This window comes from Clostridium beijerinckii (genome assembly GCF_036699995.1).
Taxonomy (GTDB): domain Bacteria; phylum Bacillota; class Clostridia; order Clostridiales; family Clostridiaceae; genus Clostridium; species Clostridium helianthi.
Genome location: NZ_CP144906.1, coordinates 76,472 through 99,356, shown reverse-complemented (window position 1 = coordinate 99,356; position 22,885 = coordinate 76,472). Strand labels below are relative to the sequence as shown.

Below are 22,885 nucleotides of genomic sequence, written 5' to 3'. Positions count from 1 at the left end.
TAACTTAGGAGGAATGCTCATGAAAATAGCAATAATTTCAGATATTCATGCTAATGTCTATGCTCTTATTAATCTTTTAGAAGATATTGATATTGAGAAAGTTGATACAATTATTTGCCTAGGAGATTTGGTTGGTTATGGTCCTCACCCTAACGAAGTAATTTCCATGATCAGAAGACGTCATATTCTTTGCATAAGAGGAAATTATGATAGTTCTGTAGTTAATAATGAATATTCATATATAAGAGAGACTCCTATTAATGCTTTTTCTCTTCCTTGGACCGTTAAAGAATTAAGAGAAGAAAACAGACTATTTCTTGTTAATTTACCTTCAACTTTAACTTTGAATATTGCTAATAAAAGTCTCTTATTTGTTCATGGAAGTCCAGATAAAATAGATGAATATCTATTAAAGGATGGAGATAATACTTCAGAAGTTATGAACTCTATTTCTAACGATGTATTAATTTGTGCACATACGCATATACCTGGAATGAAGGACTTTAAAAATAAGGTATATATAAACTCTGGTAGTGTTGGAAAGCCTAAGATTGGTAGACCAAATAGCACTTATTGTATTCTAAATATCAGTAAGGAAGATGGAATGAAAGTTCAGATAAAAGAAATTCCCTACGCCTATAAAAGAATAGTTAAAGATATGACAATGTTAAACTTTCCAAAAGAATTGATTCAGAGTTTTGAAAATGGCTTGGAATAGACAAGCATGTTAAATAAATACTCTTAATATAAAAAAAGCTTTATTTTTTATAATTTTACTATAAAAAATAAAGCTTTTTTATTATAAATTACATATATCTATAATTTATATATTTATTTCACGTATTATTTATACTCAGGCGATCTAAAGCACTGATTTATTATATGTTTAGGGACAGGTCCTAAGTTGCATTCACCAAAAAAGTATTGTAAAATCTATTTATTATCAAGGGTAATAGGTTACATAAATGATATTTTAAAATAGTGAAAAATTTTTTTCATTAATAATATGTTTTGATCACAAGATTAATTATAAAATGGAGGTCATGCAATATGGCAAAATCAATTTTAATTAGAAGTCTTTACAGAAATACTGATGATTTCTTATCAAAGGAAATAACAATATCAGGTTGGATAAGAACTTTAAGATCATCTAACGCTTTTGGATTTATAGAAGTTAATGATGGTTCTTTCTTTAAAAATATTCAAGTAGTTTTTGACGATAAGTTAAATAACTTCAAAGAAATATCTAAATTACCTATAAGTTCTTCAATTTCAGTTATCGGTACCTTAGTTGCTACTCCTGAAGCAAAACAACCTTTTGAAATTCAGGCTAAGAATATTATTATCGAAGGTATGTCAAACTCTGATTATCCACTTCAAAAAAAGAGACACACCTTTGAATACTTAAGAACAATAGCTCATTTAAGACCTAGAAGTAATGCATTTGCTGCAACTTTTAGAGTTCGCTCTGTTGCTGCTTACGCGATACATAAGTTCTTTCAAGATCAAAATTTCGTGTATACTCATACACCAATAATAACTGGCAGCGATTGTGAAGGTGCTGGAGAAATGTTTAGGGTAACAACACTTGATCCTAAAACTCCTGAATTAAGCAAAGATGGAAGTGTAGATTTCAGCAAGGATTTCTTTGGCAAAGAGACTAATCTTACTGTATCTGGTCAGTTAAATGCTGAATGCTTTGCTTTAGCGTTTAGAAATATCTATACATTTGGACCAACATTCAGAGCTGAAAATTCAAATACTACAAGACATGCTGCTGAATTTTGGATGATTGAACCTGAAATTGCATTTGCAGATTTACAAGATGATATGGAACTTGCTGAAAATATGCTTAAGTATGTTATTAAATATGTTATGGATGAATGTCCTGAAGAATTAGAATTCTTTAATCAATTTGTTGATAAAGGTTTATTAGAAAGATTAAATCACGTAGTTTCATCAGATTTTGCTAAAGTTACGTATGCAGAAGCTGTTGAAATACTACAAAAGTGTGGAAAGAAATTTGATTACGATGTATCATGGGGTATTGATTTACAAACAGAACACGAAAGATATCTTACTGAAGAACACTTTAAAAAGCCACTATTTGTAACAGACTATCCTAAAGACATTAAAGCTTTCTATATGAGATTAAATGAAGATGGAAAAACAGTAGCAGCTACTGATCTTTTGGTACCAGGAATCGGAGAAATTATAGGTGGTAGCCAAAGAGAAGAAAGACTAGATGTTCTAAAAGATAGAATGACTGAATTAAACCTATCCGAAGATGATTACTGGTGGTATTTAGAATTAAGAAAATATGGAGAAACTAAACACGCTGGTTTTGGTTTAGGCTTCGAAAGATTAATTATGTATATAACAGGAATGACTAACATTAGAGACGTAGTTCCATTCCCTAGAACTCCTGGAACAAGCGAGTTCTAATTAATTAACTGTTAATTTTATATTATTAATAAAGAGGGGTATATCGATTAATTCGATAGCTCCTTTTTTGATATTATATCATGATTAATTTAATATATATATTGCAATAGTAACTTTGCCTTTAAAATTCTATCAAGTTAGTTAGCAAATTAGGATTTATGAACTAATCCAAACCATATTTATATTAAATTTTTCTACCTTGTATTCTGTTTGAATATCTTTATATGGCTATTACACCTCTATAGATTTATCTGCAATTTATTTCATCTGTAATCTACACCTGAATATTCTTATATATGTCTTTTATATGGCAATTAATCTAATATTAGCTTATAAAAATATTACATGTACTAATAACATTTAAAATTGTATATATTGTATTGATTATCTATACATAATACATATTATAAATTCAGATATTAGTATAATTTTATTTATAAAATTAATTAAGGAGATAACCAAAACCTGATTATCTCCTTAAATTTAATTTATTTTTATTCTATTACTTATTATCTTCTTCGAACTTTCTCATGAATTCTACTAAATCTTTAACACCTTCAATTGGCATAGCATTATATATACTTGCTCTCATCCCACCAACTGTTCTATGTCCTTTTAGGTTTTCAAATCCTGCTGCTTTAGCTTCTTTTACAAATTTAGCATCTAGTTCATCTGAACCTGTTACAAATGGTACATTCATTAAAGAACGATCTTTCTTTACAACAGTTCCTTTAAACATACTGCTTGAATCAAGAAAATCATATAGAATAGAAGCTTTTTCTTCATTAATTTTCTTCATAGCTTCTAGTCCACCCTTGTTTTTAACCCATTTAAATACTTTTCCGCATATATATATTCCATATGCTGGTGGTGTGTTATATAGTGATTTATTGTCTGCATGAACCTTATATCTTAGCATTGTTGGAGTCCCTGGTAATACATCTTCTGTGATTAAATCTTCACGAATTATTACTACAACAACACCAGCTGGTCCTGCATTTTTTTGTACTCCTGCAAATATTAGTCCATATTTTGATACATCTACTGGCTCTGATAAGAAATCCGATGACATATCTGCTACTAATATCTTATCCCCAACGTTTGGTAATTCTTTATACGTAGTTCCATAGATTGTATTGTTATGACATATGTAAACATAGTCTGCATCATCTGAAACTTTTAAATCCTTTAAATCTGGTATATATGAAAAAGTTTTATCTTCTGAAGACGCTAATATATTAACCTTTCCAAATATTTTTGCTTCTGACGCTGCTTTTTTTGCCCATTGCCCTGTAATAATATGATCTACAACTCTATTTTTCATTAGATTCATTGGAATCATTGCAAATTGTTGTGATGCCCCACCTTGAAGGAATAATACCTTATAGTTATCCGGAATATTCATTAATTCTCTTAATGTCTTTTCAGCATCTGTGATGATTTCTTCGAACGCTTTAGAACGATGACTCATCTCCATAACTGACATGCCTGTCCCCTTGTAGTCTAGCATTTCCCCCGCTGCTTCTCTTAGGACTGACTCTGGTAATACAGCTGGTCCTGCTGAAAAATTATAAACTCTTGACATTGAAAAAGCCCCCTTTGATATTTTTATTTGTAATCTATAATATTATAACACAATTTAAATATCAAGTAACAAAATTATCATTTATTAATATAAAAAGTTAATGGACTTATATATACTCAAATCTGCTAAAATACTTAACTTATTATCAATTATGAGTTTAGTATCCTATATTAAATATGTTGTATAAAAATCTAACTATCAGACCTGTTTTCTAACTAGTAGTTAGTTCTATTTTTTAAATATGTTAAACAAAATAATATATTTTTTCATCATAATACTATAAATACGCCAATTTTACTGATATACTACTATTATGTTTAACATTTAACTAAGAATTATGTTGTAAATTGTACTATAACCAACATTTGAGGAGAAGATAATATGAGATTAATTCCAATTGAATGTGTAAAACCGAATACAGTTATTGGTAAGACATTATATGATTCTGATGGTAGAGTATTAGTAAGGGCTGGTATGGTCCTTAGTGAAAGAATTATTTTTAAGATAAAGGATTTAAATATTTTATCAATATATATAATTGATGAATTTAGTTCTGATGAAATTGAAGATATTATTAAACCTGAATTAAGACAAAAAGCAATTCTAACAATAAAAGAAGCTTTTTCAAATATAAATAGACTTACTGTTGCTGATAAGTTTTCAAAAAAGGAATCAGTATATTTCAATAATATTGAGTCTATGGCTGAAGATTTAATTGAAAATGTTCTAAATAATAAAAGTGTCTTACTTTCACTAATAGACATAAGAAGCATGGATAATTATATCTACTCTCATTCTGTGAATGTTGCTGTAATATCGCTAGTCCTTGGAATTGCACTGAAGCTTCCAAAAAGACAACTTCAATATCTTTGTATTGGAGCTTTGCTTCATGATGTTGGGAAAACATTTATTCCAAAAGAAATTCTTATGAAAGAAGAAGAACTAACGGATGAAGAAGTTACGATATTAGACCAACATCCAATACTCGGATATAAATATTTATCAGACTCTTATAATCTGAGCGCTAATAGCAAAATAATAACACTACAGCATCATGAAAGACCTGATGGATTAGGTTATCCTAATAAGCTAGCTAATGATGAGATAAATACCTTAAGTAAAATTGTAAGCATTGCTAACGCATATGACTCTTTATCAACCGGTAGACCTAATAAAAGAGCAATGTTTCCAAGTGATGTTCTTGAATATTTAATGTCTAATGCAGGCAAAAAATTTGACTATGAAATTGTTAATATATTCTGCAAAATTGTAATTCCTTTCTCAAAAGGAACTTTAGTTGATCTAAGTAATGGTGACATAGCTGTTGTACAAGAAACTATACCTAACTTCCCACTAAGACCTATTGTAAAAATTCTTAAAAGTTCTAGACCAGATAGGGTTAATACTGAAATTAATTTAATAAGCGAAACCTCTGTAGTTATATCAAATATAAGATATGAATTATAAAATAATGAATATTAAAACTACAATTGAATAATATTGTTAATTTATTTGGTTATACTAATCATTGGAGGCGATTTTATGAAGGATATACTATATCTTGTAATTCCTTGCTACAATGAAGAAGAAGTTTTACACGAAACTAGTAAAAGATTGCTAGTAAAAATTAAGACTATGATTTCAAATAACTTAATATCTAATAAAAGCAAAATACTTTTTGTTAATGATGGTTCAAAAGATAGAACTTGGAGCATAATTGAAGAGCTTCATTCTAAAAATAATATATTTTCAGGAATTAATCTTTCAAGGAACAGGGGCCACCAGAACGCCTTACTTGCTGGGCTCATGGTTGCTAAAGATTATTCAGATATGACTATATCATTAGATGCAGATTTACAAGATGATATAGATGTCATAGATGCATTTGTAGAAAAATATTATGATGGATGCGATATTGTTTATGGAGTAAGATCCACTAGAGAAACTGATACCTTTTTCAAGAGAACAACTGCATTAGGTTTTTATAAATTAATGCGTATTCTGGGCGTAGACATGGTCTATAATCATGCAGATTATAGACTTATGAGCAAACGTGTTGTAGACGGGCTAAGTCAATATAAGGAAGTTAATTTATTTCTTCGTGGAATGATTCCATTAATAGGATATAAATACTCAGTTGTTGAATATGAACGTCATGAAAGATTTGCTGGTGAATCTAAATATCCTCTAAAAAAGATGATAGCCTTTGCCTTGGACGGAATTACATCCTTTAGCATAAAACCAATAAGATTAATAACCCTCCTTGGTTTTACTATATTTTTTGCTGGAGGTGCAGCCCTACTTTATACTCTTATAGTTAAAATTTTAGGCCGTACAGTTACTGGTTGGACTTCATTAACCCTTTCCATTTGGGTGCTTGGCGGAGTTCAGCTCTTATCTCTTGGCGTAATAGGGGAATATATCGGGAAAATATATAATGAAGCTAAACACAGACCTAGATTTATCATTTCAGATAAATTAATCAATGTTGATAAAGAAAATGAGTAATATAAAGATGACAATACATGCCTTAATTAATCCATGTACTGTCATCTTTATATTACTATTTTTTTATAGACTTAGATATATTTCTATTAAGATCTGATACTGATATAATTCCTTTTTTCCTAAGCATTTGTACATTCTCGAGTATTTCACTAAACGATATAATATTTTCTTTAGTAACTTTTATTTTTAAAGATGCTTTTCTCTTTTTATATTTATACGTACTAAAATTTCTATTAATTACTCTAGTAATCATAAATCTATCTCCTATAAAAAAATATCTCATGATAGATTTATCGTATTAAATATATTACGCTTTATTTCTTTTTAGTAAAAATTTGTATTTAAATTAAATGCCAATAGAAATTACATTGAAAGTTTGCTACTTTTTCGATATGTATTTATTTCCCTCTATATAAAATCTCCATGGAAAATCTATTGCTTCTTCTGCATAATCTATTCCGATTCTTTTCGTTTCTACTATTTTAAACGTATCTTTTTCTCCTTCTTCTATATAAAAGTCACCTTCCTCATATAACCTTTTATAATTTTCTGATTTATCTATTGAAAATGCAATGCACAGTTTTGACGGTCCATTTGTAATTGCCTTTTTCTTTGTTTCTGAAAGTTCATCATAATTTTGATTAAACCTTTTTTTTGCAAGATACTCAAATTCATTTAACGGTTCCAATGCTCTTATTAGAACTCCCTCTCCTTTATCTTCTAATCCACTTATAACATTAAAACAATAGTATTTTCCATAAATAAAATAAACATAAGCAATCCCACCTTCTCTAAATAAAGGTTCAGTTCTTTCAGTCCTTCTTCCATTATAAGCATGCGATGCCTTATCTATTTCCCCTATGTACGCTTCTGTTTCAACAATTTTAGCTCTTAAGGTCACTCCGTCAACCTTTCTTATAATAACTTTTCCCAAAAGTTCTTTCGCTAAAATTAATGCACCTTGTTTATAAAATTCTTTATTTAAAATCAAGCTCCATTCACCTAACTTTCACTATAAGTAATATAACTTATGTTGTGATATATGCGCCTATTTTATTACTCCAAAATTTATCCACATAGTTCAAATAATAATCCACAGCTTTTCTAATTATACTAACATATTTGTGGATACTTTCAAAAACATCTTATATTAATACTAAAATTCTATAATAACAATTTTATCTTTTTTTATACTTTCTTTAACATCTATTATTCTTTGATTAGTTGAACCTCTAAACTTAAGTCCATCTGACATCTTAGTTTCTTCGAATCTTCCATCTACAAGAACATCAATATTGTTTAATAAATCGCTCCAGCCTAATCTAGAATCCCTATTTTCTAAAATATATTCATATGTATATCCTGTATAGCTCCAAATATTTAAGCCTTTTTTTCTAAACTCCTTTGCCATATATGCAAATTTATCTGCCTGTTCCCACGGATCTCCGCCACTAAATGTTACTCCCTTTATAATTTCATTATTTAATGTATCACTAATTAATTCATCTATATCTCTTTGTTCTCCGCCATAAAAATCATGAGTATCAGGATTAAAACAACTCTTACAGTTATGTTTACAACCTTGTGAAAAAAATACTCTCCTTATACCAGGCCCGTTAACTAAACTCTCATATGCTATTCCTGCTAATCTTATAGTCTTTTCCATCAAACTTACACTTCTTTCTCATCAATCTATTTATATACATTCTATTAGATAATTAATTATAACGTAAGTATAATCACATTTACAAATCACCTGCATATTACACCCATCTTAAATTTGAATTATAATCCTTAAGTTTACATGCTTATTTGTATAAAAAATGCAGAGTCTTAAAGACCCTGCATTTTCACTCTTTATCTTATAATTAACTATTTGCTTTAACGTAATTAAGTCTTCCGCCTTCTTTAATAACAGCAATTTCTTTCTCTGTTAAATCAACTGTAGCTTCAAACTCAGTTCCCTTAGTTAAGTTCTTAACTTTAACTGTTCCTGATTCTAAAGCTGTTTGAATGTCTTCCATCTTCAAATCATCAGTTAACTCAATCTTATCATAATCAGCTTCATTCTTAAACTCCATAGGAACTATTCCATTATTAATTAAGTTTGCTTTATGAATTCTTGCAAATGATTTAGCTATAACAGCCTTAACTCCTAAGTATAGTGGTGCCAATGCTGCATGTTCTCTACTTGAGCCTTGTCCGTAATTTCCTCCAGCAATTATAAATCCACCATTAAACTCCTTAGCTCTCTTAGGGAATTCTGCATCAACTGTGTTGAAGCAATATTCTGCAAGATAAGGTATGTTTGATCTAAATGGCAATAACTTAGAATTCGAAGGCATAATATGGTCAGTTGTAATATTATCTTCAACCTTTATTAGTACTTTACCATCTAATTCTTCAGCTAACGGCTTACTTACTGGGAATGGCTTAATGTTTGGTCCTCTAACAACTTCAACTTCAGCATTTGTTGGTGCCGGTGCTAAAATCATTGAATCATCTATTAAGAATTCCTTAGGCATATCTATTGTTAAATCTACATCTACTTCTGTTGGATCAGTTAAAAATCCATTTATAGCCGAAACTGCAGCAGTTTCAGGACTTACTATATATATTTGTGCTGATAATGTTCCACTTCTACCAAAGAAGTTTCTATTTACAGTTCTAAGCGAAATTGCATCAGTTCCTGGTGATTGACCCATACCGATACATGGTCCGCAACCATTTTCAAGTATTCTTGCCCCTGAACTAATTATATCTGCTAGAGCTCCATTTCTAGCTATCATCTCCATAACTTGCCTTGATCCTGGTCCAATTACCAAACTAACATCTGGATGTACTTTATTTCCCTCTAATATCTTTGCAACTTTCATTAAATCTTCATAAGAAGAGTTAGTACAGCTTCCTATAAATACTTGGTCAACTTTAATCTTACCAACTTCACTAACTTTAGCAACATTATCTGGACTATGAGGCTTAGCTGTAAGTGGTGTCAATTCACTTAAATTGATTGTTACTACTTCATCATATACCGCATCTTCATCTGGCTTAAATTCTATAAAGTCTTCTTCTCTTCCTTGTGCCTTAAAAAATTCTAATGTTCTTTCATCACTTGGGAAAATTGAAGTTGTAGCTCCAAGTTCTGCTCCCATGTTAGTTATAGTAGCTCTTTCTGGAACTGAAAGTGTCTTAACACCTTCACCGGCATATTCAAATACTTTACCAACACCGCCTTTAACTGTTAATTTTCTTAGGACTTCAAGAATAACATCTTTTGCAGCAACCATTCTATTTAATTTTCCAGTTAGTTCAATCTTTACAACTTTTGGAGTGTTAATATTGTACGCTCCACCTCCCATAGCAAGAGCAACATCTAATCCACCTGCACCCATGGCAAGCATACCAACACCACCAGCTGTTGGGGTATGACTATCAGAACCTATTAATGTATCTCCTGGTGTTGAAAATCTTTCTAAGAAAATTTGATGACAGATTCCATTCCCTGGCTTTGAAAAATATACTCCATATTTAGATGCAACTGTTTGAATAAACTTATGATCGTCTGCATTTTCAAAACCTTGTTGTAACATATTATGATCTATAAATGCTACTGATTTCTTTGTCTTAACTCTATCTATTCCCATAGCTTCTAATTGAAGATATGCCATTGTTCCTGTTGAATCTTGAGTCAACGTTTGATCAATCTTTAATGCTATAGGCTCTCCTGCCTTTAATTCACCTTCAACAATGTGGCTTTTTAAAATCTTATAAACTAAATTATCTCCCACGTTTACGCCCCCCTATTATTGCTTATTTCTTTCTTCTAATCGTCTATGATACTCTTTATATAATTGAACTACTTCTTTATCAAATAAAGTTCTCTTTAATCTAACTGACGTAGCTCTTACAAGTTCAAGTATTCCTTTTGCTTCATCCTCTGTAAGTTCTCTATTATATTCTCTAAATTTATTTATTATTGAAGCTCTTCCTGAATGCTTTCCTATAACAATTTGCCTTTCAAGGCCAACTATATCTGGATCAAACGCTTCATAATTCTTAGGATCTTTTATTGCTCCATCTGCATGAATTCCTGATTCATGTGCAAACATATTTGTTCCAACAATAGCTTTCCATATTGGAAGTTCTCTTCCTGATGCTCTTGATACATATTGTGATACTTCTCTAAACATTTGCGTATTTATTCCATCGCCATTATATCCGTAAACAAGCATTAATGCCATTATAACTTCTTCTAATGCTGCATTACCCGCTCTTTCTCCAAGACCATTTACAGTTACTCCAACATGCGATGCTCCACCCTTAATCCCTGCTACCGCATTAGCTGTTGCCATTCCAAAGTCATCATGAGTGTGCATTTCTATATCAAAGCCTGTTTTATCATATATATATTTAATATCATCTCTAATTTTAAATGGCTCCATAATTCCTACAGTATCGCAATATCTAAATCTATCTGCACCTGCTTGTTTAGCTGCATTAATATATTCAACTAAAAAGTCTTTATCTGCTCTAGATGCATCTTCCCCATTAACAGATACATAAAGGCCATTTTTCTTTGCAAATTCTACAGATTTAACCATGCTTTCTAATACCCATTCTCTAGATGTTTTAAGTTTATGCTGAATGTGTATATCCGATACTGATATTGATATGGCAACTGCATCAACTCCACAATCTATTGATTGTTCTATATCGCTGACTACAGCTCTATTCCATGCCATAATACTAGGCTTTAAATTTCTTTTTACAATCTCTTTTATAGCCTTCTTCTCGTCCCCGCCCATTGTAGGAATCCCTACTTCTAGCTGATCAACACCTAAGTCACTTAACATTTCTGCTATTACTATTTTTTCTTCATTAGCAAAAACTACCCCTGCTGTCTGCTCACCATCTCTAAGAGTAGTATCTACTATAGAAACTTTTTTATTAGTTTTTAAATTACTAAGTGCCATTTTAGTCCCCCCATTTATATTATTTTCTTATTACTTAAAGCATATTTTTAATAAATTAACATTTTTACTGTATATTTATAATATCATATATTAATAAATCTATACAAGATTTATTTTATTTTTTTGCAACGAAACAGCTACTCTCCTTCATGTATTTTCAAATTTTAATTGTTTTTAATGAAAATACTCTCAATTATTGCAAGTTTTTTTTTTGATGTTGCAATACATTGATAAATTAACAGTCCATTTTCTTTAACAGATTTACCCAATATATTTAGTATTCATACCAAATAGTTACATTATATTCTCTATTAATTTCATTAATATATTAAAGTTTACTTTTTATGCCTCTATTTTTTAATAATTCTTATAGAAAATATGTTTTTTTGCTTCCTTAATATATAACTTCTGTATTATATAACTCATTCCCCATAAGATTATTTGTTTTATATTGCCTTATAATCCAATATAACATCTGATGAATTAAATATTTAAAAATATATATTGATATATTTTTAAATAAAAAAAGAAGATGAGATTAATAAATCCATCTTCCTTTTCTATATTATAATTTATAAATTAAAAATCTATCATCAGTATACTTTTAGTAATGATGCCCATGTCTCTCAGTATGTGATATTCTATCTTCTCTTTCATGATACTTTCCAGCACCAAATCTTTCATCTAAACTTAAATATCCTGTAACTCTTGATATTCCTTGAATATTCTGACTGCCACATTTAGGACACTTGTTTTCATTGTTTTGAAGATAAGTACCACATTCTCTACAATATCTTATATGGAAATTAATACCCATATAACTGATATTAGTATTTCTATATGCATAATTTATTATATCCATTATTGTTTCTGCATCTGGTGTGTCATCTACTTCAATATAACTTATATGCCCACCATTGCAAAGTTTATGATATGGCGCTTCAATATCAATCTTATCTTTAATAGATATTGGGTATGAAACAGGTACATGATAACTATTTGTGTAATATTCCTTGTCAGTTACTCCTTTTATCAATCCAAATATCTTTTGATCTTGCTTTATAAACTTACCCGAAAGTCCTTCTGCTGGAGTCGCATAACAGCTCCAATTTAACTTATATTCCTCTGTAAGTCTATCACAGTATTGTCTTATATGTTCAACAATCTTTATTCCTAATTTCCTTGCTTCTTCATCTTCACCATGGTGCTTTCCAACTAAAGCTAATAAGGTTTCAGCAACACCTATGAATCCTATTCCCCAAGTTCCTTGCTTTAATATTGGCTCTATAGAATCATCGGGTTTTAATCCTTCTGAACCTTTCATAAGTCCTTGACCTGCGACAAAAGGTAAATCCTTAACTCTTAGATTTTTTAAAATCTCATATCTATGCATTAAAGAATCTTTTGCTAATTCTAATCTTGCATCCAATATACTAAAAAACTTATTTATATCATTTTTAGCCTGCAAGCCTATTCTTGGAAGATTAAGAGTTGTAGGTGCTATATTTCCTCTTCCTTTACAACCAGGTTCACCATTTATATTTTTCATAAGATAAGTTCTACATCCCATTGTAGCTGGAACATAACCTTTATCGTAATATTCTTTATTAAAATCTGCATCGATATTCATAAAAGTTGGATTCATTCTCTTTGCAGCCACTCTACATGCTAGCTTATATAAATAAAAATATTCATCATTTTCTTCTCTATTAACACCTGATTTAACTCTAAAAATTATATTAGGGAAAATTGGTTGTTCACCTTTACCTAATCCTTTTTCATATTCTAAAAGAAAAACTTCGCATACTAATGCTGCATCTGAGCTTGTAGGTAAACCAATATTAATTGAACTAAATGGTACTTGAGATCCTGCTCTAGAATGCATTGTATTAAGGTTATAAACTACACCCTGCATTGCTTGTTGTACCTTTTTTCTTACTTTCTTTTCTACCATAGCTTCTAACTTTTCGTCTGATACACCTAGTTCCAATAATTCTTCTCTAATTTCTTCTCTAGTTGGCTCTACAAATATAGCCATATCATTATCAAAATCTGGATGAGATTGACCACCAAACATATCATTTTGAGTTGATTGTAATAATATACATGATAATTCAGCAGCGGTTTCAATTCTCTTAGGAGCATTAATTGTCCCATATCCAGTATTAAATCCATTTTCTAATATCTCTTTTGTTGGTATATGCAAGCAGTTTACAGTTAAATTATAGCTATCTAAGTCATGATAATATAAGTCTCCATTCTCATGAGCCTTTGCTAAATTCTTTGGCATAGTAGCTAGTGTATTCCACTTATTTGATTCAGATGCTATTCTTAATAACTTAGAGCTGAAGTTATTTCCTACATTTGCATTATCTCTATCAGTTTCAACTCCAATTTGTCTTATAGCTTTCATTAAATCTGATTTTATGTCTCTGACTTTAGTTCTTTCACGTCTGTATGCTGAATAAGCGACTGCTATATCTTTGTGTCCCTCATCTCTTAATGCCTTCTCTACAAAATTTTGTATTTGTTCTACAGTTATAGTCTTTTTATACTCTTCTTCTATATACGTAATCACCTTATGTACGGTATCTAGAACTTGACTTTCTTTTAAATTTAAACCGATTTCACTAGCTGATCCTTTAATTGCTTGAGCTATCTTATCTGAATTAAATTCAACTTCTCTTCCATCGCGTTTCACAACATATAGCATTATTATTCCCTCCATGGCACAATATATAGTATTTTTACTACCGTACTATTATACTGTATTAGGTATTCATTAGCAATACTTCTAATTTTTTATTTTTAAACCACTAGATTTTAATTATCTTAATTTACATCCTATTATCTTTCGATTTATTCATTTTTTACGACTTTTTTATATTTGACTTATTGTAGATAATCTTTATTGTTGTAATTTACTATGATTTCAAGTATTTTTTCATAATAAGCTATAAGAAAATTATTATTATCTGTGTTCTAAAAGCTTAATTGAGTAGAATTTATTTCAAACTATCATGTTATGCAAACCAAACAATTTTATAAATAATGGAATTTATTATTTAAAACTTATAATACAAATTATTTCTTTAAGTAAGCTATAAGAAATGTAATTTTTACAAATAGTGTTATAATTAAACTAAGACTATACATTTCTAGGAGGAACTAATATGGATAAAATAGCATTAATAACTGATAGTGCTTCTGATTTGAATGCAAATTTCGTAATAGAAAATAATATTAAAGTAGTCCCGTTTAAAATTATATTCTCTGATAGAGAGTATATTGATGGAATAGATATAACACCAAAGACTTTATATGAATATTTGCCTAAGGAGATACCTAAAACTTCCTTACCTGGCGTTGAGGATTTTACAGATGCTTTGGAACAGGTAAAAAATGAGGGATATACACATGCAATTATTATAACAATATCAAGTGGCCTTTCTGGCGCTTATAACTCTGCAAGACTTGCATCTGAAAATGTCCCTGAAGTGAAAACTTTGGTATTTGATTCTATGACTTTAACTATGTCAGAAGGAGCTATGGTCATTGAAACTCTAAACCTAATAAAGCAAAGGAAATCCTTTGATGAAATAGTAATGACCTTACCTTCCTTTAGAGATAAGATTGACGTGTTTTTTACAATAGATACATTAGAATACTTAATAAAGGGAGGCCGAGTTGGTAAAGTTGCCGGAACTATAGCGGGTGTACTCAATCTAAAGCCTATTATTACTGTTGGCGATGACGGCATATACCATACGGTTTGTAAGATAAGAGGCATAAAACAGTGTATATCTAAATTAACAAATATATTAACAAATTATCTAGAAAATCATAAATGTAAAGTTTGGGTTTTAGATGGGAATGCACCTGAGAAATCTAAAATGCTTTATGATTCTATAAAAGATCTTCCTAATCTAATTGAATGTACTTTAGGAGGATCAATAGGACCTGCTCTTGGCGTTCATACCGGACCTGGTCTTGTTGGATTTATAGTTGAAAGATTAGATTAATCGAAAAATATATATGTTAACTATTTACTCATAATTAAAGAGCTAAATATTAAAATTCATATTTTTTTATTTAGTTCTTTAATCTTTTACAAGTATACTTACTTTTCTACTTGTAAATAATAATAACAAAGAAATCTTTACTGAAAGGACTGTTTTGTTATTATGAAAGATTTTATATTAGATTCAACATATAAAGATGCTACTATTGTCAATAGAAATGATGATATCTTCACCATTTCATCAAATAAATTACCAAATAACACAATCCCACATCACTCTATAAATTTGATTGCTTCTAGCTCAAATTCACATTCCAATTTAAGTAATAATAACAAATTTAATACATACAATCTAATTGACTATCTATAATAATAGGTATAAAATAGTGTAAGTGTAATATATTTATAATGTGCTAGGGGAGCCGAGCGGCTGAGATTTGATATTCATAAACCCTTAAAACCTGATCTAGTTAATTCTAGCGTAGGGAATGCAACCTCTTAAAAACTTTAAACTATTTATTTGGTTGATAATCTCCGAGCACAATTAAGGAGGTTTTTTTATGTCAATTTTTAATGATTGGATCGAACAGTTTTCCAAACTTTTCCAGAATTTCTCACAAAACATTCAAGACATTCTTGCAAGTCCAATGTCCATTATAACTTTATTAGGATGTATTTTACTGCTTATAGTATTAGCTAAGGCAAGAAAGATAAAATTCACTCCAGAACTAATTGCTAGGATTGGTATAGCATTGGCGTTAGCCACTATATTAAAAATGCTAAGATTATATCATTTTCCTCAAGGTGGTAGCATAACTTTAGGCAGCATGATACCAGTATTACTCATAGCATTCATATATGGTCCTGAAGTTGGATGTTTAACAGGATTTCTTTATGGTGTAATAACCTTAATACTGGATCCATATATACTACATCCTGTTCAAGTTTTGTTTGATTATCCATTGCCCTTTACAGCATTAGGTCTTGCCGGATTTTTCAAACAAAGAAAGTTAGTTGGGGTAAGCATTGCAGTACTGGTCAGATTTTTATGTCATCTTATTTCTGGTATAGTTTTCTTTGGATCATTTGCCCCAGAAGGAATGTCTCCAGTAGTTTATTCTTTGCTTGTTAATGGTCCTATGGTTGGAATAGAAGGAATCATATGCTTAGTAATTTTAGCTGTTCTTCCTATAGAAAGAATATTTCATGCATCATCAGTAAATACTATTTCAAACTAACTATTATATAAAACAATTTATATATATACAATTAAGTTTCGAAGCTCTACGTAGTAATTAAACATTTCACTTATCTGCGTTTTAAGCTTATTAATGCAAAACATATAGAATAAAAATAGGATTAATTTTGTTTTATAAAACAAAATTAATCCTATTTTTGATCAAATAATAAATAAATATTATTTATTTTAGACGTTTTAGTTGTATTTTGCAATTAAATTTTATTCTTCTATTTCAATTGCATTTACTGGACAGCTTTCTTCTGCTTCTTTTGCCTCATCTACACAACCTTCTGGAACTTCATCAACTATAGCTCCTGCTTTTCCATCATCCTGCATGTCAAAGCACTCTGGACATATAGATGGACATAATCCACAAGCTATACAAGTATCTTTATCTACTTTTGGTTTCATGGTTTACTTCATCTCCTCTAATATCAAATTACAAACTTATTATTTCCCAAGAAATATTAAGTTATGTATATTTAATAATATAATTTAAAATAATGAAATAAATATAGTATAAGGAAAAGAAGTTTTCTATTAATATAATCCTTCAAATATCAGTGAATATAGCGGATTCTCCTTAACGTATTCCTCTGCTTTTCCTTGCTCCAATGCTTCTGTAAGTTCAATATTAATTGGTAGCTCTCCTATTAAAGGAATTCCAAGATAATCTGCATTTTCTTCTGATGACTTTCTGCTAAATACTCGTATCTTTTTATCACAATCTGGACAGTTTATATATGCCATGTTCTCTACTACACCCTTAATCTTTACACCTATCTTTTGGGCCATAATAACAACTTTCTTGACTATCATAGACACCATATCTTGTGGTGTAGAAACTATTACAATTTCATCAATAGGAAATTCCTGCATTACAGTTAAAGCAATGTCTCCTGTACCTGGTGGCATATCTATAAGTAAATAGTCAAGCTCTTCCCAATTAGTTTCTACAAACATCTGCTTTAACACCCCTGTAATTACAGGTCCTCTCCAGATTACAGGTTCATCTTCTACTGCTGTTAAAAGATTCATGGAAATTATTTTTATCCCGCTTTCTGTTTCCACTGGCTCAAATTTTACCATATCATTTTCTAATGGAATTATTTTAGCTCTTTTATTGTTAACTCCAAAAAATCTAGGCATAGATGGACCTGTAATATCTGCATCCAATACTCCTACTTTATATCCCTTCTTAGATAACATACTTGCCATCATTCCAGTTACAGTTGATTTACCAACTCCACCTTTTCCACTTATAATACCTATAACATTTTTAATATTTCCATATCTGGATGTTAACTTTAAACTTTCTTCACTACATCCTGTTCCTTTAGATTGACATGTGTCTTTACTTTTACAATTTTCACAACTCATTTATATATGCTCCTTTGCTTACCAATCTTGTGGGGTTTTATTAGGCTCACTTATTTTAATATCCCAGTCTTTATAATTATATTCTGCTGTTATATAATAGCTTTCAAAGGAATTATCCTTTTTATTATCTACTGTTATTAGTGTTTTGAAAACAGTACTATTATATCCTCTATTTTTCACTTTAATTATTGTATCAAAATCTTCATAATTATTATTTACTAAATCAACACTAGGTAAAGTTTTGTTCAAACTTTTCTTAAAATCTTCTAAATCCACAGAAAATATGTATTTCAAACAATCTGTATCTCCAGCTATGTTCACTCCAACTTTGTTTCCGTTGGATAAACTTTCTTTTTTCTTATCAATAACTTTTAATATTGATTGATAGTATATATAATTAAAGTCTCTTGGCTTTCTTATGAATGAAAGATTTTGCATTATTGTATTCTCTAAATTTTTAGGTACTGAAAATGCCTTATCGTCATCATAAAAGTTTCCTGTCCCATGTTCGTTAGCTCCAACTACATACTGATACTTTCTCACTTCATCTCCAATGCACACCTCAAAAATATAATCTGGATCTAATGAGCTTTTCTTTGAAACTTCACTTCCATCTGATAAAATCTTGTAAATGTCTTCTATGGCTTTAGGATCGTTAACTACAAACCTAAATCCACTATCTCTAACACTTTGTATGATAATTTTATCGACTTTATTTTGCTTTATATAATCAAATTGTTGATTTTTAAGATTCATTTTAACTTCTATATTATCAATGAAGCTACACCCTGAGAGCATCATACTAGAGACTACTACCAATGGTAAAACTATTGTTAAAAACTTACTATTTCTCACTGTTCTTCTTCGCTCCTTTGAAAATCCTATGGTTATTAAATACAACAATACCAATCACCAAAGTAAATATTGCGATAAATTGTGATGTTGATAGAATCCCGATATTCCCTCTTGGATCATCCCTTAAAAACTCTACTAAAAATCTACCTATACTATATACTATTAAATATAGTCCCACTATTTTTCCTTTTTGTTTTTCTTTCTTACTATAGTACAAAAGCATAAATCCTAACAAAAAGTCAAATATTGATGAATAAATTTGCGTTGGATGCACGTGTATTCCAGCTGGTGCTAAAGATCCCTTTGGAAATGTAACGCCTATTGGTAACTTGGTTTCTGCTCCATAACAACATCCAGCCAGAAAACATCCAACTCTACCAAAACCTTGGGCTATTGCAAGACCTGGAACCGTCATATCCAACATTTCAACAATGTTCCAAGACTTTTTCCTAGAATATAAGTACATAGCCAAGGCTCCTCCACCTATGGCACCATATATAACAAATCCATATCCAAAGTTCAGTAATATGCTTGGCTCTTTAATAATATCTTTAATCTCAGTTAATATAAATAATCCCTTTCCACCAAGTGCTCCACCTATTACAGCTAAAATTACTAAATTTAATAAGGAATCCTCATCATAGCCTTTTTTCTTTCCTTTATTTATAAATATAGCAGCTGCAACTATTATTCCAATTGCAATCATTAATCCATAACTCTTTATCTGTATCCCAAATATCTCAAATAGTATTATCCTCATTGCTCGCCTCCAAACGTCAAATAAGTATCAAGGAGAAGCTATCCTGGCCTCTCCTTGATACTTAAATTATAATACTTATGCTTATCCTTGGCAAATCTTATTTAACTCATCAACTCAACATTCATACAATTATATGTTTTATATTAAGCATATAATGTAATCTTTTCACATCAACCACTTATGATCCAGAAAACTTTATATACAATAAATTGGTTAATTTCAACTTTGAGATGATTTAATACTTGAAATAATCGTATTTAAAATAGTCTTCATATTATCCTTATAATCCTTTGACTTAAGATTAAATAATATCTTTGCTGTTTTACCTTCTTCTAAATTTAGATAATAGCATTCATTATTAAAATCATACCCATTCTTTACTTTTGTTTCATATTTAACTAATACTCCTGAATTATAGGAATTTTTAAAAGGTGTTAATTCTGAATTATAATATTCTAGGCATTGACTATTTAAATCTTTTTCTGCAAACACGTTTATATCCTCTTTTGTATTTACTACTTGCAATAAACCAGTAAGCTTATTATTTTTGTCTTTAAAATCTAATTCATAACTCACATATTGCCCTTTACTTTCTTTTTCCTCCACATTCCATTCACTTGGCAGAGATATAACATATTTATTCTCGTCAAAAGAATATTCTTTAAATTTGCTTATTCCCTGATCCATAAGAATTACCTGTTCGAAATTTTCTTTAAAGAAGCCCTGGGTTATGACCAGTATCAACATCAATGATAACAATATTGACGTAACAATCAACTGCTTCTTATTCATAACAATGTTCTCTATCTTGCTGGAATTACGATTGAAGAATTTTTAAAATCATAGAACATTAACCAATATCCTTGGCTATTATTACTATCATTAGTCCATGTTACGAAACCTGTTCTTCCACCATATGGTTGATCATTTTTTTCTTTGCTTCCTGGTATTGCATATATAATATATTGCATTTCTCCATCTTTATTGCATTTATATCCTAATAAGAAATGTCCTGTTTTACTAATGTAAGGATAATAATTTAACATTGGATAATATGCTAATGTATATTTGTTATAATTTGAATCATTTGATAAATCTTCTATACCATTTACAATGATTTTATACCACTTACAGAAGTTTATATCATTTAATTTTCCAATAAACGGTTTAAAATCTTGTGCTAACTTCTCAAAATACTTACCTATATCTCCACTTATAGTGAATCCCTGATTTGAAGTATTTTGATTATTATTATTTTCATTTGATGTATCTCCCATATTTAAGTCTAGCTGTCCCATGCCTCCAGTTTCACCGCTAGTCTCTGGCTGTCCCATTGTTCCTGTCTGATTCATTGTTCCACCTGACCATGGTTGCCACATTGTTCCTGTGTTCATTTGATTCATTCCAGTATTTGATGATGTTTGATCTGCTACAGTATTAGTGCCTGTCTGGTTCATACCTCCTGCGCTAGTCTGATTTGCCGAGTTCCCTGACCATGGTTGCCACATTGTTCCTGTATCAACTTGGCTCATTCCAGTATTTGAGTTGCCTTGCTCCATAGACTCCCCTACACCAGTAGTATCCCCTGCACCAGTCGTATTCATCGTAGATGTATCATTTGCTCCTGTGGCTCCACCTAAATTTCCTTGTTGAATATTATTTTCATATTCATCGAAATCTATTATGTCCATTCTATCTGATGTATCTACGTTATTTAATTTATCCAATTTAAAGTTTTCTTCTATTCTTCTAGAGCTAACTTGCACATTATCTATATCCTGATTTTCATTTCTACATTTCTTTTCTAATTTGAATTTCTTCCATTTAGAATTATGATTCTTCTTATCCTTTATGAATCCATATATTATAACATCCTCATACATGTGATGACTTACTTTTAGATCTATTACCCCATCATAAGTATCTAATTTCTTAGCTATTTTACCAATAACATCATCCATATCTTCTTCTTTTTCGAAATAGTCATACTCATCATGTTTATCATATTTATCAAACTTATTATATTTTTCATCTTTATCCCATTTATCATATTTATCGTATTTGTCTTCCTTATCACATTTGTCATATTTATCGCACTTATCGTATTTATCCTCTTTATCACATTTGTCGTGTTTATCGCACTTATCATATTTACTCTCTTTATCACATTTGTCATGTTTATCGCACTTATCGTATTTATCCTCTTTATCGCATTTGTCATGTTTATCGCACTTATCGTATTTATCTTCTTTGTCACATTTGTCGTGTTTATCGCACTTATCATATTTATCTTCTTTATCATGCTTGTCGCACTTGTCATGTTTATAATCTTTCTCACATTTTTTGATCTCTTTATTCTTGTTTCTTTCCTCATCTAAATTATCTATAGTTTCAGTTATGTTTTGATGATCTTCTGGAATCCTATTTTGTTTATCTTCAACTTTAGATTCTATGTTCGCTTTAGGTTGAAGATCAATCTCATCTTTTTTTCGTTCAACTGATTCATCTTGTAATTTAGGTGCCTTTATTAATTCATCCACTTTTGTATCTGACTGAGCTATAATTTTACTTGGTGTACTTACAGTCAAATTTTCTTTATCCTTAGTTTGTAATGTTGTTTTATCAACAGATTTCCTAGAATCAACTTTTATAATCTTAAACTTTCTCCAATTATCAGCAGATTCTTCTCCATTCATAAAGCCATGCATCACAAACTCTGTTTCGTTATCTTTGACCCTGCATATAGCAGCACCAGATATTTTTTCATAAGATATTCCAAGACCAGCTATGTTATTTACATAATATTCTTTGCTAGTATCTCCCTTTCCGACTTCATTTATTGCTAAAGGTCCAATATCAATTAATTGTTTTAAATCCTTCTTACAACATATAAGTACCATGGAATAATTATCTTCCTGCCTAAGGTTTTGCGCATAAAATGAGATTTTGCATTTATCACCTTTGGCCTCCACCTTAGCATATCCAGACAAAGCTTTATCATTAGATTGAGAATATCCTCTTTCATCTTCTTGTAATATTATAAAGTTTCTATACAATTTGTTGTGTGCCAACCCTATATTCCCTCCACATATATTTATTCCATATAGTATATGTT

At 30.1% G+C, this 22,885-nt stretch carries 19 protein-coding genes and 1 riboswitch; of the genes, 6 read left to right on the top strand and 13 right to left on the bottom strand.

Features of this window, described 5'->3' with window-relative positions; all coding sequences use genetic code 11:
- Positions 1-19: 19 nt before the first annotated feature.
- Positions 20-718, top strand: coding sequence for a metallophosphoesterase family protein (locus tag PZA12_RS00435; RefSeq protein ID WP_078117581.1), 699 nt, complete (start codon positions 20-22; stop codon positions 716-718).
- Between the two features lie 332 nt (positions 719-1,050).
- The gene (gene asnS / locus PZA12_RS00430; protein ID WP_078117582.1) at positions 1,051-2,445 is read left to right on the top strand and encodes an asparagine--tRNA ligase; all 1,395 of its coding nucleotides are present in this window, start codon (positions 1,051-1,053) and stop codon (positions 2,443-2,445) included.
- 502 nt (positions 2,446-2,947) lie between these two features.
- Here the strand turns inward: asnS and serC are convergent.
- Complete coding sequence (gene serC / locus PZA12_RS00425) at positions 2,948-4,030, bottom strand: 3-phosphoserine/phosphohydroxythreonine transaminase (RefSeq protein ID WP_077837355.1); 1,083 nt, start codon at positions 4,028-4,030, stop codon at positions 2,948-2,950.
- Positions 4,031-4,411: 381 nt separating this feature from the next.
- Between serC and PZA12_RS00420 the strand changes: the two genes are divergently transcribed.
- Positions 4,412-5,497 carry an HD-GYP domain-containing protein gene (locus PZA12_RS00420; RefSeq protein ID WP_077841923.1) on the top strand — a complete coding sequence of 362 codons (1,086 nt, stop codon included), beginning with the start codon at positions 4,412-4,414 and terminating at the stop codon, positions 5,495-5,497.
- A 75-nt stretch (positions 5,498-5,572) separates the two neighbouring features.
- The gene (locus PZA12_RS00415) at positions 5,573-6,538 is read left to right on the top strand and encodes a glycosyltransferase family 2 protein (RefSeq protein WP_078117583.1); all 966 of its coding nucleotides are present in this window, start codon (positions 5,573-5,575) and stop codon (positions 6,536-6,538) included.
- A gap of 55 nt (positions 6,539-6,593) precedes the next feature.
- Here the strand turns inward: PZA12_RS00415 and PZA12_RS00410 are convergent, their stop codons facing one another.
- From PZA12_RS00410 to PZA12_RS00385, 6 genes are all read right to left on the bottom strand, one after another.
- The gene (locus PZA12_RS00410; protein WP_038457010.1) at positions 6,594-6,791 is read right to left on the bottom strand and encodes a hypothetical protein; all 198 of its coding nucleotides are present in this window, start codon (positions 6,789-6,791) and stop codon (positions 6,594-6,596) included.
- A 126-nt stretch (positions 6,792-6,917) separates the two neighbouring features.
- Positions 6,918-7,529: a DNA-3-methyladenine glycosylase gene (locus tag PZA12_RS00405; RefSeq protein WP_078117584.1), complete on the bottom strand. Its 612-nt coding sequence runs from the start codon at positions 7,527-7,529 to the stop codon at positions 6,918-6,920.
- A 165-nt stretch (positions 7,530-7,694) separates the two neighbouring features.
- Positions 7,695-8,204, bottom strand: a complete 510-nt coding sequence (nrdG, locus tag PZA12_RS00400; protein WP_078117585.1) for an anaerobic ribonucleoside-triphosphate reductase activating protein — start codon at positions 8,202-8,204, stop codon at positions 7,695-7,697.
- 202 nt (positions 8,205-8,406) lie between these two features.
- Positions 8,407-10,329, bottom strand: coding sequence for an aconitate hydratase (locus PZA12_RS00395; protein WP_078117586.1), 1,923 nt, complete (start codon positions 10,327-10,329; stop codon positions 8,407-8,409).
- A 15-nt stretch (positions 10,330-10,344) separates the two neighbouring features.
- On the bottom strand, positions 10,345-11,514 hold the full coding sequence (gene nifV, locus PZA12_RS00390; RefSeq protein WP_011967434.1) for a homocitrate synthase: 1,170 nt from the start codon (positions 11,512-11,514) through the stop codon (positions 10,345-10,347).
- Positions 11,515-12,118: 604 nt separating this feature from the next.
- The gene (locus PZA12_RS00385; RefSeq protein ID WP_078117587.1) at positions 12,119-14,227 is read right to left on the bottom strand and encodes an anaerobic ribonucleoside triphosphate reductase; all 2,109 of its coding nucleotides are present in this window, start codon (positions 14,225-14,227) and stop codon (positions 12,119-12,121) included.
- A 460-nt stretch (positions 14,228-14,687) separates the two neighbouring features.
- On the opposite strand from PZA12_RS00385, the gene PZA12_RS00380 reads away from it, so the two are divergent.
- Both PZA12_RS00380 and thiT read left to right on the top strand, forming a co-directional pair.
- Positions 14,688-15,536 carry a DegV family protein gene (locus PZA12_RS00380; protein ID WP_077841928.1) on the top strand — a complete coding sequence of 283 codons (849 nt, stop codon included), beginning with the start codon at positions 14,688-14,690 and terminating at the stop codon, positions 15,534-15,536.
- 404 nt (positions 15,537-15,940) lie between these two features.
- A riboswitch (TPP riboswitch) is annotated at positions 15,941-16,041 on the top strand.
- A gap of 54 nt (positions 16,042-16,095) precedes the next feature.
- Positions 16,096-16,773 carry an energy-coupled thiamine transporter ThiT gene (gene thiT, locus PZA12_RS00375; protein WP_077841930.1) on the top strand — a complete coding sequence of 226 codons (678 nt, stop codon included), beginning with the start codon at positions 16,096-16,098 and terminating at the stop codon, positions 16,771-16,773.
- A gap of 221 nt (positions 16,774-16,994) precedes the next feature.
- On the opposite strand, the gene PZA12_RS00370 is transcribed toward thiT, so the two are convergent.
- The 6 genes from PZA12_RS00370 to PZA12_RS00345 all read right to left on the bottom strand — a co-directional run bounded on the left by PZA12_RS00370 (position 16,995) and on the right by PZA12_RS00345 (position 22,841).
- Positions 16,995-17,186 carry a ferredoxin gene (locus tag PZA12_RS00370; RefSeq protein WP_011967430.1) on the bottom strand — a complete coding sequence of 64 codons (192 nt, stop codon included), beginning with the start codon at positions 17,184-17,186 and terminating at the stop codon, positions 16,995-16,997.
- 129 nt (positions 17,187-17,315) lie between these two features.
- On the bottom strand, positions 17,316-18,155 hold the full coding sequence (locus PZA12_RS00365; protein WP_077841931.1) for an Mrp/NBP35 family ATP-binding protein: 840 nt from the start codon (positions 18,153-18,155) through the stop codon (positions 17,316-17,318).
- 18 nt (positions 18,156-18,173) lie between these two features.
- Entirely contained in the window at positions 18,174-18,956 is a 783-nt protein-coding gene (locus tag PZA12_RS00360; RefSeq protein ID WP_192927367.1) for a hypothetical protein, read from the bottom strand.
- Positions 18,957-18,999: 43 nt separating this feature from the next.
- Positions 19,000-19,770, bottom strand: a complete 771-nt coding sequence (locus PZA12_RS00355; protein ID WP_078117590.1) for a prolipoprotein diacylglyceryl transferase — start codon at positions 19,768-19,770, stop codon at positions 19,000-19,002.
- 219 nt (positions 19,771-19,989) lie between these two features.
- A complete protein-coding gene (locus PZA12_RS00350; RefSeq protein ID WP_078117591.1) occupies positions 19,990-20,562 on the bottom strand; it encodes a hypothetical protein in 573 nt (190 codons plus the stop codon).
- A gap of 11 nt (positions 20,563-20,573) precedes the next feature.
- The gene (locus tag PZA12_RS00345) at positions 20,574-22,841 is read right to left on the bottom strand and encodes a hypothetical protein (RefSeq protein ID WP_078117592.1); all 2,268 of its coding nucleotides are present in this window, start codon (positions 22,839-22,841) and stop codon (positions 20,574-20,576) included.
- Between the last annotated feature and the right edge of the window lie 44 nt (positions 22,842-22,885).